The sequence below is a fragment of the Paenibacillus piri genome, from assembly GCF_004354045.1.
Taxonomy (GTDB): domain Bacteria; phylum Bacillota; class Bacilli; order Paenibacillales; family NBRC-103111; genus Paenibacillus_S; species Paenibacillus_S piri.
This window is the reverse complement of sequence record NZ_SMRT01000014.1, coordinates 57,141-69,860: the sequence shown is the minus strand read 5'-3', so window position 1 is coordinate 69,860 and position 12,720 is coordinate 57,141. Positions and strand designations below refer to the sequence as shown.

The following is a 12,720-nucleotide window of genomic DNA, read 5'->3' as shown; positions in this document are numbered from 1 at the left end:
AACGATGACCTCTTCCCTATATAAGCAATCGGGGCGGAGCCGCAACGCGGCGGCGCTGCTGTTTGCATTCATACTGTGTCTGGCCGCCTATAAAGGCTACTACGCCTGGCAAAAAACGAAGCTGTATGACGAAGCCGCCGCGCTGCAGGCCGCCGGAGAAGAGTTGGCGGCGGAGGCAGCGTACATGCGCGTCCAAAGCATCCGCAGTATCGACTATAAGGAGAATGAAACGGCGGCGGCGCTCGCGGTATTGCAGCCCGTCGCCCAGCTGCAGCGGTTTTTTGCGCAATTGGACGAGGACCTGACAGCGGCTGTTAGCGCGAATGACGTTGCGCTGCTGCTCAGCAGCTACAAAGCCTACCAGGCGCAGGCCGCCGATGCGGCCGCACAGGACGAAGCCGGGCAAAAGCGGTTCGCCGAAATTGCCGCCGCCCGGCAAGCGGACAAGCGGTTTGCCGATGCATTCGCCGGCGCCAAGCAAAAGCTCATCCAAAGCATCGAGGCCGACATCGGCAAAAAAACGTTTGACAGCGACAATGCAATCGTCCTGCTGCTTCAGCTGCCTGCCGCTTTTTTCCCGGATGAGAAAGCAAAAAATCAGCAGCTGAACAAGCTGCTGGACAAATACGACCAGGCCCGGCTCGACGCAGCTTTTAAAGACAAGCCGTTTGCGGATGCCCTGAAGGATGCGGTGCGAATCCGCAAATTTTACGATACGAACGGCGTCGAGGCCGCCTGGCTTGCCCCCCGGCTGGAGGCCTATGCGCAGAGCGCTCTCGCCAAGCTGCTGACGAAGAACGACCTGAAAGGCTTTATCGATACGGCGCTCGTCTATCAGACGGCCAAAGAATTCAGCAGCCCTTCATCCAAAGTGAGCAGCTACGTTCAAACCAATATCCGCAAGCAGTTCGACCGCGCAGAGCAGCTCGTCGCATCCAAAAAGTTTGCGGATGCGATCGCACTCTACAATGTGCTGGACAAGTATCAGGATACGGGAAAAGAGGTTCGCGGCGTCGAGCAGCTCTGGCTCGAATCTGATCCGCTCCAGCTGCTGCGCAAGGCGGCGGGGAACGAGCCCAAGCTCACCCATGTCGCCAGCGCCAAAGGATCGGGCGGCGTCAAGCTGATGGCGGCCGGACTGGCGGATGAGCAGACGCTGCTTGCCGCCCGGCTGCTGCAGGATCAAAAAATCGAGACCGCGCAAACCGGGCTCGAAAAAGGACTGACGATCAAATCAATCGGGTGGTCCGAACAGCTCGGAAGCGGCAAAGCGGACGCGGCGCTGCTGCTGGAGGCGGCTGCGAAAAGCCGGAAGACACGTTATCTTGTCTACGAGATTAAGTCGACGCAAATGCGCAAAGTGTTGGATGTCGAAGCCGACAAGCTGGAGGTAGACCGCGACGGTGCCGTCATCCTCGACAACCCTGTCGGCGATGGGGCCGGACGCAAGGCATACTACGAGTATCGCCACAATAAATATGTGTTCGCTAAAACGAATACGGACTTTACCGAGATCCCGCTGACGGAGCTGACCGCGCATAAAAACGAGAAAGTCCGCTTTCCGGTCACCATCACATCGGTTGAGGACAATAAAGCGATCGTTCAGCTCAGCAACGGCTTTATAACGCTTAGCGGCAAAGTCCGGTTCAAGACCGGTCCTGCCGTCATAACCGGCATCTATACCGGGCTGGAGGAATTGAAAAAGCCGCCGTCCCCGACGTATGAATACAAGGTGACGGTGACCGAAATATCGCAATAAGCTGCGATTATCGATGGGATGTCGACTTTGCGGCATTGGGCAGGGCCGGGCAGAACGGTACGTAGTGTCCCGACGGCTAAATATGACTGGCGGCAACTATCCAAAAATCAATGCAAGCACAACACCGTCCAACAGTCCGTCGAACGGTATCTTAACCGTAACGGACCGCAGAGCCTTTATTTACGGCAAAACAATGGTTTTTCAAGTAAAACGGACCGAGGAGACGTTAATTCGCGGCAAATGGTGCAAATGAACACCTGGCGCACATCATAACGTCTTTCCGGTCCGTTGCAATGCCAAAAGGCAGAAATCGGGGCAAATAGCGGCATCTCAGTCCGTTACCCCGCTCCGAATTGAAGTTGTTCGTTACTGAAGGCACGTGATACGTCCGCGGCCCGGTACATTCGGTTTTTCCTGGTCGCAGTCCCCTCAGGGGCCGTGAAAGCGCGAGCTGTCTCTCCTCATCCGGGGATGCGGCTGTTCATGCGTTGACGAACTCTTGCCGCGACACGATCAAGCTTTATGGCACAGCACCATGAATTCGACCTCATCTAGCGCCACATCCCGGCGGCCCCAGCTGCCTGCGGTGCCGCCCCAAATATGATCGACCCCGAAGCCGCAAAAGCGCAGCATGAGCGCAAGCTCGGGCGGCGTATAGCGCCTTTCCTTATATTGCTGGCGAATGCTCTCGTCATCGACGAGTTCGGTCATCGTTACCGGATCGAACCGGCCGCTTGCGACATCGCTTTGATTGACCTTGCGAATCGTCCGGTACCCGTTCAGGGTGGTCATTAGAAACGGCGCCCCCGGTTTAAGCGCATCGCGAATGTTGCCCAAAATGGCCATGCTTTTCTCGTCCGGGATATCCTCCATCGTAAACAGTCCGAACGCCCCCTCGCATAAGCAGATCGCGGCATCGAATGGCTGCGGCATGGAAAACGCGGCGGCATCGCCATGTACCCACTCTACGGAAACTCCTGACTGTCGCGCCGCTTTTCGCGCCTCGTTCAGCATGCCTTCCGACAAATCCAGGCCTGTGACCGAGCGGTCTCGTGCCGCCAGCTCAACCGCATGCCGTCCCGTCCCGCAGCCGATATCAAGGACGGAGCATCCCGCAGCCAGCGGCATCTCCTTTATCAGAAAATCAACCTCGGCCACCGTATTGCGGGTAAATCGGTTTTCCATATAGTTCGGGGCGTGCTCGTTAAAAAATCGTTCCCATAAATGTCCGTCTGACATAATCGGTGCACCTCGCTTTTTGAATATACATAATTAAGTTTAATTGTAATGGAGCCTGCATATCGGAACAACGCAGAGAAATGATGGCAACGATTTTTTCCGGAAACGGACGGATTTCTTACCCGTATGCCTCGCAGCAAGCCGCAAAAACAAGGTTGCAAACAAAGTCACGATAGAGTACAATGAGGGCAACTAATGAACGTTAGTTAGTTGTGCGAAACGGGGAACGATCCCCGCAATATGATCTTTGATTAATTTCATACCAAATGTTTTCTAGGGTTCCGCAGCTTACAGCCGTATAGCTGGTCTGGTCCGAGGGAAAACTCACAGCGCGCGCTGTGCCACGGAAGGATAAAAACCTGGGAGAATAATTGCTGACAAAGCGGTTATCTCACAGGTTTTTTTATTTGGACAGCCGCAAAGTCAATGGGAGGTTAAAAAGAAATGAATATCAACTGGATTAAAGTGTTCGTCGCGGCCTTATTCGAAGTCGTTTGGGTTATGGGTCTCAAGCATGCGGACAGCTTTGGGGAATGGGCTGCGACGTTCATTGCGATAGCCGTCAGCTTTTACGGAATGATTATGGCGGGGCGCCATCTTCCCGTGGGTACGGTCTATGCCGTTTTTGTCGGGCTCGGTACGGCGGGAACCGTTTTGGCGGAAATCATTTTTTTCGGCGAAGCGTTCAAGCCTGCCAAGGTGGCATTGATTTGTGTTTTGCTGGTCGGGGTAATCGGACTCAAAATGGTAACGAAAGAGCAGCACGACCCTAAACTAAAAGGAGCTGACGTCTCATGAACTGGGTATTTCTTGTGCTTGCCGGCGCCTGCGAAATGTTTGGCGTTGCGATGATCAACAAGCTGCATAAAGACCGCAGCTGGTACTCCTTTGCGCTGCTCATCCTTGGCTTCGGAGCGAGCTTCCTGTTTCTGGCTGTCGCCATGAAGACGCTGCCTATGGGCACCGCCTACGCGATTTGGACCGGTATAGGCGCTTCCGGCGGAGCGCTGTTGGGCATGATGTTTTACAGCGAGCCCAAAAATATGCAGCGCATTTTGTTCATTCTGCTGGTGCTCGGGGCCGCCGTCGGCTTGAAGCTTGTATCTTGAGTAAGAACAGGACACCCCGTTGAATATCGTTTGCAATTATGCGGCAGCTTATGCTTTTTATACAAAGTCACAGCCGTTCGCCGGCAATTGCTGCGGGAACGGCTTTTATATCGTTGTCATCGGGGCGGCAGCTTGCACTCTGATGAATCTTGGGGCGTCGGCATCGATCGTTGCAATCGCCTGAAAGGCGGCTATTAATACCGCCGCATACAGCTCATCCTATCTTGCGATCAATTTTTATCGCCTTTTTCGTTGCAACGGAATTGCCGGAGTTACGATCGCTGCCGGCTTTACCGGGTATGCTGCGAACCGTATTACCGGGTGCGCCCGGTTCGGCCCGCCGGCTTCGAACGGAACGCTACGAGCCCAAAGCTTTTTCGAACTGCGTCCGGTACAGTCTTGCGTACAGCCCGTCCCGCTCCAGCAGCTCTTCGTGCCGGCCGGCTTCCGCGACGCGGCCGGCCTCCAGCACAATGATCCTGTCCGCGGCCAGGATCGTGGACAAACGGTGGGCGATGACGAGCGTCGTCCGCCCCCGCATCAATTCGTCGAGCGCCGCTTGCACATACGACTCCGATTCGGAGTCGAGATGCGAGGTCGCCTCGTCGAGCACGAGAATACGCGGGTTTTTCAAGATCGCCCGCGCAATAGCGAGCCGCTGCCGCTCCCCGCCTGACAGACGATGGCCGCGTTCGCCGACCATCGTCCCGTAGCCCTGTGGCATGGCAGCGACGGTATCGTGAATGTAGGCCTGGCGGCAGGCCGACTCCAGCTCTTCATCGGTCGCGTCGAGCCGTGCGAACCGCAGATTATCACGTACGGAGGCGTGGAACATGAACGACTCCTGCGTCACAAAAGCGATCTGGGCGCGCAGCGATTCCAGCGTCACGTCCTTGACGTCGCGTCCGTCGACGGTGACGTTGCCGCCGGTCGGATCGTACAGCCGCGCCAGCATGCCGATCAACGTCGACTTGCCGGCGCCGCTCGGGCCGACTAACGCGACGACCTGGCCCGGGCGGGCGGTAAAGGACACATCGCGGAGCGCATACTTATCCTTGTGATACGCATACGAGACGCGATGGTACGCCACTTCCCCCCTCAGCGGGGGAAGCGGCCCGGCCCCCGGCCGGTCGGCCACCTCCGGCTGCATATCCTCGTATTCGAAGATGCGCTGGAATACGCCCAACGCCGTCGCCACCTCGACCTGCAGATTCAAGAGCGTGCCAATGGGGCCGTACAGCCGGCCCAAATAGGCGGTAAAGGCGACGATCGCACCGATCGACATGCTGCTGCCGGACACAATACTCCAGCCGCCGTAGAAATAGATTAGCGCCGTGCCGAGCGGCCCGAGAAGTCCGATCGCCATCATATACCAGCGGCCGATCAGATTTAAGCGCAGCTCCAGATCCATCACCCGTTGATTCAGCTTGTCAAAATCTTGCTCCTGCTTCGATTCCTGCTGAAAAATGCGCGTCAGCAGGGCGCCCGATACGCCGAAAATTTCTCCCAGCTGTGCCGACATATCGCCACGCACCCGCTGGGTTTCGCCGCGCAGCCGCTTGCGGACTTGCGACACGCGGCGGACAGGCAAAATGAACAAGGGCAAAATGACTGTCGCGAGAATCGCGAACCGCCAGTCCAGCACGAAGATAATGACGACGGTCGTAATGACGATTACCGACTGGGTGACGGCCGAGACGACGACAGTCGTCACGACATTTTGCACGGCCTGCACATCGCCGGTCAGCCGCTGGATGATCTCGCCCGACTTCGCATCGGTGAAAAAACTCATCGACTGCCGCTGCAAATTGGCGAACAGCGTCCGTCTAAGGTCGCGCATGACACCTTGCCCGACCTTCGTATTCTGGTGGTTTTGCCATACGCCGAGCAAGCCGCTGAACAATGGCAGCAGCACCAGCAGCGCTATCATTTCCGACAGAAACCGCCGATCTCCCTGCGGGATTGCAATATCGATAATTTCTTTCATGACCAACGGAGGAAACAACCCGATCAGCGCCGAAGCAAGCGCAAGCACAATGATGGCGGCCAGCTGCCAGCGATATGCCCGGAATAACCCGTAAATTCGCCGGATCGAGACTTCCTTCATGCTCGCCTTGCCCCGGCTTTGCAAATCATGCCGGCTGCTTCCCTCCCAGCGCATCCCCCCGTCTCTGCTCACACGTTCATCCCCTTCGCTTTTGTATTTGGAGGGAATGCTTCCTTCACCGCCGCTGCAATTTCATGGGCCATCGTGTACACCCGATATAGCGGCGTGCTCTGTAAAATCGTATATTTGTTGCCTCCGTCCACATTGACGATCGCCGCAATCGTATAATCGCCTACAGAGGGCAGCGCCTTGCCGAGCGATTTGCCCGGCTCGAGCGGTTGATTGGATACCTGGTAGCAGGCAAGGGAGGAAGGTTGACCGAGGCAGGCGTCAATGGCAATCACGGTTTTGCCGGCCGGCAAGCCACTCAGCCGCTCGACCATATTGCCTGCGTCCAGCGGATCGCGCAGCGTGCCGATTACATGCGGGAATCCGGACTCCTCCAGCATCATCCCGACAAGCGGGCCCAGCGCATCTCCCGTAGATCGATCCGTTCCGACACAGAGAAACAGCAGGTCGTCGGCACTCGCCCCGTTCTGCCGTATGGACATCAGAAACGTTGTCAGCTCCGGCCCTTTAATTCTTTTCCGAAAGACGGCGGAGCCTCCTTCTCCGTATCCGATCCGTTCCGCCGCGTCTTCTTCGCTTCTCATCCATCGCCCTCCTCCGGTATTATTGCCGCTTCGATATGCGTTCGGCCCCTGTCCGTGGCCCCATACAGTTGTCCTTTGTTTCTCAACCTCAGATTGCCGATGTGGAACCCGCGGGTCGCACAGCGCGCAGAGTCTTATCCTGTTTATTGTAGCACAGCTTGCCGGACGGCCGCAGGCCGATTTGTCGCCGCACCGCAGCGCATGATATAATTCCCCAGAATAAACGCCTTCGCCGTCCAATGGGACGAGCGCGTTTATCAAGGTTGTGCGAAGCAAAGTATACATACGTATGCTTTTATACAACCCAGAATAAACGCCTTCACCATCCAATGGGACGAGCGCGTTTATCAAGGCTGTGCGAAGCAAAGTATATATACGTATGCTATTCAACCGAAATAAGCATCCCGGGAGGAACCCCCTATGCTTGTAATCAAGCTGCTGGCCGTCGCCACGCTGCTGTATTGGTTAGCGATGCTTTACGACACGTACCGGGCGCGCGGCCTAATGTACCGGCTTCCGCGCAGTACGCAAACCGTCATTGCCGGTGAGGCGGGTGCGAAGGGAACAGCTTCGCTTACGGCCAAGGAAATACTGCAGCAGGCCCAATCGGGTCAGGAGCTGCCGCTCGTCTCCGTCGTTATTGCCGCGAAGGAGGAGGAAGCTTCCATTACGGAAACGGTCAGGCATTTGTTGAATCAAACGTACCCGCGGCTCGAAATCATTGCCGTTAACGACCGTTCCCGGGACGATACCGGACGCAAGCTGGAGGAACTGCGCAAATGGTCCGAAGGCCGGGAGCTTATTGACGTGCCGCTGCGGATCATTCATGTGACGACGCTGCCGGACGGCTGGATGGGCAAAAATCATGCCCTGTATCAGGGCTACAAGCAAGCGCGCGGACAGCTCATTCTGTTTACCGATGCGGACGTGCTGTTCCAGCCCGACACGATTACGGACGCGGTCCGCTTTTTGAAAAAGCACGGTGCCGATCACCTGACCTTGGCGCCCGACATGAACGTCCGCGGCTTCTGGCTTCGCGCCTTCGTGCCGTACTTCTTTTTTACGTTGAGCCTGTATATCCGGCCGTGGAGGGCCAATCTCGACAGTCAGCATAAGCAGGGGATGGGCATAGGCGCGTTTAACCTGATCACCCGGCAGGCATATGAGCGGATCGGCACCCACAAGGCGTTCGCGCTTCGTCCTGATGATGATTTGCAATTGGGCGTCCGCGTCAAGCAGGCGGGGCTGCGCCAGCGGCTGGCCTCGGGAAGGGACCATATTGCAGTCGAATGGTATCCTTCGTTAAGAGCGGCTGTTCAAGGGCTTGAGAAAAATTTGTTTTCCGGCTTCCAGTACCGGCTCTGGCTCGCTGCGCTCGCCGTGATCGGACAGCTGCTGCTGTTTCTTTTTCCGTTTGTCGCCGTGTTCGTTTTGAACGGATGGTCCGCCTGGCTGTACGCAGGCTCGCTTCTGGTCCTGTTTACCGTATACTTCCTGCTCATCCGCTCCTTAACCGGGCGTCCCGGTACGGAAGCGATCGTTCTTCCGCTCTCCGTTTGCCTGTTATGCTATATTGTCGTTCGTTCCGTCTGGCTGACGCTCAGGCAGGGCGGCATCTATTGGCGCGGCACGTTTTATTCATTAAGTGAACTGAAAAAAATGTAACAGCCCTGTTTCAAAACAGAGCGGACAAGGTAATTGTAATTAGGGACTTCTCTTGAATCGCTTCACAAAATTTTAACACAGCAGGGCAATGTGCTATTATAGAATATATATAGAGCAGACCGGGCACCGCTCGCCGGGCATCGGCCGCATTTTTTACCAAAGGAGAGATCCGTCATGTCGCAGTTCTCATGCAGACGCTTTTCGTATGTTACAGGTGCCACTTTGCTGACCTTTATTCTTGTCGTTGCCTATCAGGTCATGCAAGGCTATTGATCACCGCTGTTTATAAAAACCGGATGCCGCGGTTAATCCGCCATTGCCGACACGGCGCATGCCGTGTTTTTTCGTTCCTTGCCGCCATTTCCCCCGTCGACAACCGCTTGTCCCGACCTAGCCTTTGGTCCAGTCAAATTCAGGACCTCGGACAGTTGTAGCCCGCATTCCAAAATATGTATGATACATGTAACGGATCGCCATAGGGGGAGATTGCATTGATCGCCAATATCAGCACACTCGTTCAGGAAAAATTTATTTTTTTACATACATTTATTCGTTCTCCGAAAGCTGTCGGCAGCATTACGCCGAGCTCCAAATTTTTGGCCCAGGCCTTGACCAAAAGCATCCCTTGGGATTCGATCGGAGCGGTAGCCGAGCTCGGTTCGGGCACCGGCCCCGTAACCAAGCAAATTAAACTGGCGGCCAAGCCGCATAACCGGATTATTTTATTTGAAAAAGACCCCGTTCTCCGCGAGCAGCTGTCTGTACGGTACCCGGAATATGCCTGCTATCCCGATGCCTGCCAAATCCGCAGCGCGGCCAGCGCCGAAGGCGTCGGGCAGCTGGACGCCATTGTGAGCGGTCTTCCTTTTTTCAATTTTCCGGAACAGCTCCGCAAGCAGCTGATGGACGAAATCGCCGCTGCCTTGAAGCCGGGCGGTCTGTTCATTGCCTTCCAATATTCGCTCCAGATGAAGCAGCTGCTGAGCCGTTATTTTCACATCGAGGACATTCGGCTTGTCCCAATTAATTTACCGCCGGCTTTTGTGTACGTCTGCCGCAAAAAGGAGCAGCATCCATGAGTTATGATATGTTGACCTCGATGATCGGCGATTACGGGTACGCCGCATTATTTTTCGCCTTATGGCTCGGTATTGTCGGCATGCCCGTACCTGACGAGGCGATTGTGATGACCGGCGGCGCGGTAACCGCTAACGGCATGCTGCACCTTGTCCCCGCCTTTGCGTTGACATACCTGGGCGTCATCTCCGGCTTAACGCTCGGTTATGTGCTGGGGCGTTTTATCGGAACGCCGGTCATCGAAAGGCTCAAACGGAAAAAGAAAATGGAGAAATATTTGACGGCATCGGAAAAACTGATCGACAAATACGGAAGCTTCGCTCTTGTCATCAGCTATTTTTTACCGGTCATCCGGCATGTCGTCCCCTATATTGTCGGGCTTAACCGGATGCCGTTCCGGCGTTATGCCTTCTTCTCCTATTCGACCGGGTTCGTTTGGACGCTGATCTTCTTTACGGCAGGTCGCTTCTTCGGCGATTATGCAGATGAAATAGGCGCGTTAATCCATAAGCAAGGGTTGAAATGGATATGGCTGCCCTGTGTGCTGATCGTCATATACGTCATTATCCGCATTGCCCGCAAGCATAAAAATAAAACCGCCAGCTTCGGATAAACCGCCGAACGGCACAAAAAGCCAGCCACAACCGCAGGCAAATCGCGGAATGGCGGCTTTTTTCATTTTAAAGATTAAACGTTCCGATTGTTGTTGATCAGCTGCGGGCTTGAAGCTCCAGACCGAGCCGTTTCGACATCTCCACGGCCAGCGCTTCCAGCGGATTGCCGATAGCTGTGCCTCCGGCCGTTGAAACCCGCGCCGCCGCAGGCGCCATCGACAGCTGAACCGCCCACAGCCGGTATCCGGGGTAGCGGGCGGCCAGCCGCTCAAGTCCTTCGGTTACCTGCTCGACATAAGCCTGCTTCTTCCCCGCCATCATAAGCGGGAATGTATGCTCGAGCAAATGCGTTTGCAGCTGCGGCTCTGTTCCTGTGCTGCAAGCGTACTGGTGAATCCGGGTCATCGTCCCGTCCACGGTGGCCGGATTCGTAAACACGAGCAGCTGCGGCTCGCTGCTGCCGCAAATGAGCGCAAGCATCGGATCGTCGATTTTTACTACAGGCACGGGAAGCTCCTTCTCCAACGATTCCGTTATATTCGCCGTAAAATACGTACACGTCACCAAAATTGCATCGACATGGCAGGATGCGATCCAGTGAAGCGTTTCGGCGATTTTTTGCCGGCTTTGCCCGACGGTGAAACCGGTATCCATCTTCAGCCGATCCAATCCCGGATCGACGAAATGAACAAGCTCTACGTCGTATGGCTCCATAGCTTGCTGTATGTATTCGATATTCGAATAATGGGCGTGAAAGCAGCCGACTTTTCGTGTCATAAATAATTAGCCCCCTTGAATACGGATCATGGCATCATGCTGAGCCGTATAGTCGGCTCCTAAGGTCGAGGGCTTGGATCGTGACTGGGCGTCGAAATGTCCGGTGTCCGAGGCGCGGTTCCATTGCCTTGCAGCTCATTGCCTTGCAGCTTGCCGCTGCCATACGTGGCATCGGTTACGCTGCCTCCGGCATTTGCGGCACCGTCCGTATCATCGCGAGTTCCAGCAGTTCCTCCTGTTCCCGCTCCGGCGGCTCTGCCCGTTCCGGATCCAACAGCTCCGTCCGCGTCTGCGCCTGTCCGCGCAGCTCCTTCTACTCCCGATCCTGCGGCGCTGCCCGCTCCGGCGGAGCCGCTCGCGCTTCCGTTTGTTCCTTTGCCCGCACTTGCGTCTTTACCGGTTCCGCTCGTACTTTGACCTGCACCTTTATCCTTCGCGCTCCCCGTACTTGATCCCGAACCCGACTTGCTCCGATCCGTCTCATTTTGACGTTCCGAATCCAATCCATTAGCGCCGTAAGTTCCTTTTCCCGTAACTGTAGCCGAATTGGTTTCGGTGATGCCGCCGCTTCCGTACGGCCCCGTACCTGTGCTTCCGCCTATGCCCGCGACGGCTGTCGACGTATCTCCAAGCTGCTGCCTCAGCGCTAATCGCGCCTGCTCCATATCCTCGTCTTTAACGACAACGTAAGGGCTTATCCAGTCCCCGTCGAGATGAATATAATTAACGCTGGCCGGCGAAATATCGTAATAGGTTGTAATCAGATCACGGATTTGCGAGGAAGGTACATCCGTCTTCATATGATTTCCGACCGTTTCAATGATCTGTCCCAGTTTAGCGACACCGCCTGCACTTTTCATTGAATTCATCAGCTCATCCAGCACCTGCTGTTGCCTTTGATTGCGTGCCAAATCGCTCGATTCCGCCGTATTGCGGTTCGACTTGCGGTAGCGAACGAAATCCAGCGTTTGTTTGCCGTTCAGCTTGGCAATTCCTTTTTTCAAGTTAATATCCGTTCCATCTTCATCGTCCACATAGCGCATATCCATGTCGACATTCAACGTCAGCCCGCCCATCAGATCGACAACTCGCCGAAAGCCTTCAAAATCTATGGTCACCATATAGTCGACCGGGACGCCCATAAAATCGCTGAACACCTTTTTGGTCTCGGTAAACGCATTCTTTTTATCTGTATTATTGAAATAAGGATAATAGTAGTTGGCTTTACGCGAAGGCAAGCCTTTAGGGGCCATCTGCAAATCGCGCGGCAATGAAACAAGTGTGGCGGAATCGTTCTCCGGATTGAGCGTAACTACCATGATGACGTCCGAGTTCAGACTGCCGGAATCCTCCCGGTAATCAATGCCCATCAGCAAAAACGTCAACGGCTTCACTTTGGCCGATTGCTCGACGGGAACGATCTCGGGCGTACCGATTTTCTCTAACGCCTGCGTCGTTTTATCGAATACGGAATATGCATAAACGCCAGTCGTTGCCGCAATCACGGCCGTCCCGGCCAGTACGATTTTCAAAACCGCCTTTTTCATCCCAGTTTCCTCGCTTCCCGCAAAAGTCGCTGTTACGATTATAAACGCTTCTCATGGCCGAAAGGTTACAGGAAGTTTACAATTCGCCATTTTTCGGCATTTTTTGTCTACTTTGTGACCTGAATCGATCCATCCTTGTCGAAATGCCGGATAGCTCGCCCGTACAGCTCCCT

Annotated in this window: 12 protein-coding genes and 1 riboswitch; of the genes, 7 read left to right on the top strand and 5 right to left on the bottom strand. The window is 55.2% G+C overall.

The genetic code is table 11. From position 1 onward, the window contains the following. The first annotated feature begins 4 nt into the window (after positions 1-4). Positions 5-1,759 (top strand): hypothetical protein, encoded by a 1,755-nt coding sequence (locus tag E1757_RS24580; protein ID WP_133233166.1) that lies wholly within the window; start codon positions 5-7, stop codon positions 1,757-1,759. 64 nt (positions 1,760-1,823) lie between these two features. Then, positions 1,824-2,012 (top strand): hypothetical protein, encoded by a 189-nt coding sequence (locus E1757_RS24575; protein WP_133233164.1) that lies wholly within the window; start codon positions 1,824-1,826, stop codon positions 2,010-2,012. 260 nt (positions 2,013-2,272) lie between these two features. Here the strand turns inward: E1757_RS24575 and E1757_RS24570 are convergent, their stop codons facing one another. Further along, positions 2,273-2,998, bottom strand: coding sequence for a class I SAM-dependent methyltransferase (locus E1757_RS24570; RefSeq protein WP_133233162.1), 726 nt, complete (start codon positions 2,996-2,998; stop codon positions 2,273-2,275). Between the two features lie 262 nt (positions 2,999-3,260). Continuing rightward, positions 3,261-3,366, top strand: a riboswitch (guanidine-I (ykkC/yxkD leader). Between the two features lie 76 nt (positions 3,367-3,442). Between E1757_RS24570 and E1757_RS24565 the strand changes: the two genes are divergently transcribed. Both E1757_RS24565 and E1757_RS24560 read left to right on the top strand, forming a co-directional pair. Continuing rightward, positions 3,443-3,796: a DMT family transporter gene (locus E1757_RS24565; RefSeq protein WP_281282533.1), complete on the top strand. Its 354-nt coding sequence runs from the start codon at positions 3,443-3,445 to the stop codon at positions 3,794-3,796. Further along, positions 3,793-4,107: a DMT family transporter gene (locus E1757_RS24560; protein ID WP_133233160.1), complete on the top strand. Its 315-nt coding sequence runs from the start codon at positions 3,793-3,795 to the stop codon at positions 4,105-4,107. The genes E1757_RS24565 and E1757_RS24560 overlap by 4 nt, the downstream gene beginning before the upstream one ends. Positions 4,108-4,465: 358 nt before the next feature. On the opposite strand, the gene E1757_RS24555 is transcribed toward E1757_RS24560, so the two are convergent. Both E1757_RS24555 and yyaC read right to left on the bottom strand, forming a co-directional pair. After that, positions 4,466-6,268 carry an ABC transporter ATP-binding protein gene (locus E1757_RS24555; protein WP_133233390.1) on the bottom strand — a complete coding sequence of 601 codons (1,803 nt, stop codon included), beginning with the start codon at positions 6,266-6,268 and terminating at the stop codon, positions 4,466-4,468. A 14-nt stretch (positions 6,269-6,282) separates the two neighbouring features. Continuing rightward, a complete protein-coding gene (yyaC, locus tag E1757_RS24550) occupies positions 6,283-6,867 on the bottom strand; it encodes a spore protease YyaC (RefSeq protein ID WP_133233158.1) in 585 nt (194 codons plus the stop codon). A 420-nt stretch (positions 6,868-7,287) separates the two neighbouring features. Between yyaC and E1757_RS24545 the strand changes: the two genes are divergently transcribed. The 3 genes from E1757_RS24545 to E1757_RS24535 all read left to right on the top strand — a co-directional run bounded on the left by E1757_RS24545 (position 7,288) and on the right by E1757_RS24535 (position 10,222). Beyond that, entirely contained in the window at positions 7,288-8,532 is a 1,245-nt protein-coding gene (locus tag E1757_RS24545; RefSeq protein WP_133233156.1) for a glycosyltransferase family 2 protein, read from the top strand. A gap of 494 nt (positions 8,533-9,026) precedes the next feature. Next, positions 9,027-9,611 carry a class I SAM-dependent methyltransferase gene (locus E1757_RS24540; RefSeq protein ID WP_133233388.1) on the top strand — a complete coding sequence of 195 codons (585 nt, stop codon included), beginning with the start codon at positions 9,027-9,029 and terminating at the stop codon, positions 9,609-9,611. Continuing rightward, the gene (locus tag E1757_RS24535) at positions 9,608-10,222 is read left to right on the top strand and encodes a DedA family protein (RefSeq protein ID WP_133233154.1); all 615 of its coding nucleotides are present in this window, start codon (positions 9,608-9,610) and stop codon (positions 10,220-10,222) included. Before E1757_RS24540 ends, E1757_RS24535 begins: the two co-directional genes overlap by 4 nt. Positions 10,223-10,319: 97 nt before the next feature. Here the strand turns inward: E1757_RS24535 and E1757_RS24530 are convergent, their stop codons facing one another. Together E1757_RS24530 and E1757_RS24525 are read right to left on the bottom strand one after the other, a co-directional pair. Then, positions 10,320-11,000 carry a hypothetical protein gene (locus E1757_RS24530; protein WP_133233152.1) on the bottom strand — a complete coding sequence of 227 codons (681 nt, stop codon included), beginning with the start codon at positions 10,998-11,000 and terminating at the stop codon, positions 10,320-10,322. A gap of 59 nt (positions 11,001-11,059) precedes the next feature. Beyond that, positions 11,060-12,547 (bottom strand): LCP family protein, encoded by a 1,488-nt coding sequence (locus tag E1757_RS24525; protein WP_133233150.1) that lies wholly within the window; start codon positions 12,545-12,547, stop codon positions 11,060-11,062. Positions 12,548-12,720: the final 173 nt, after the last annotated feature.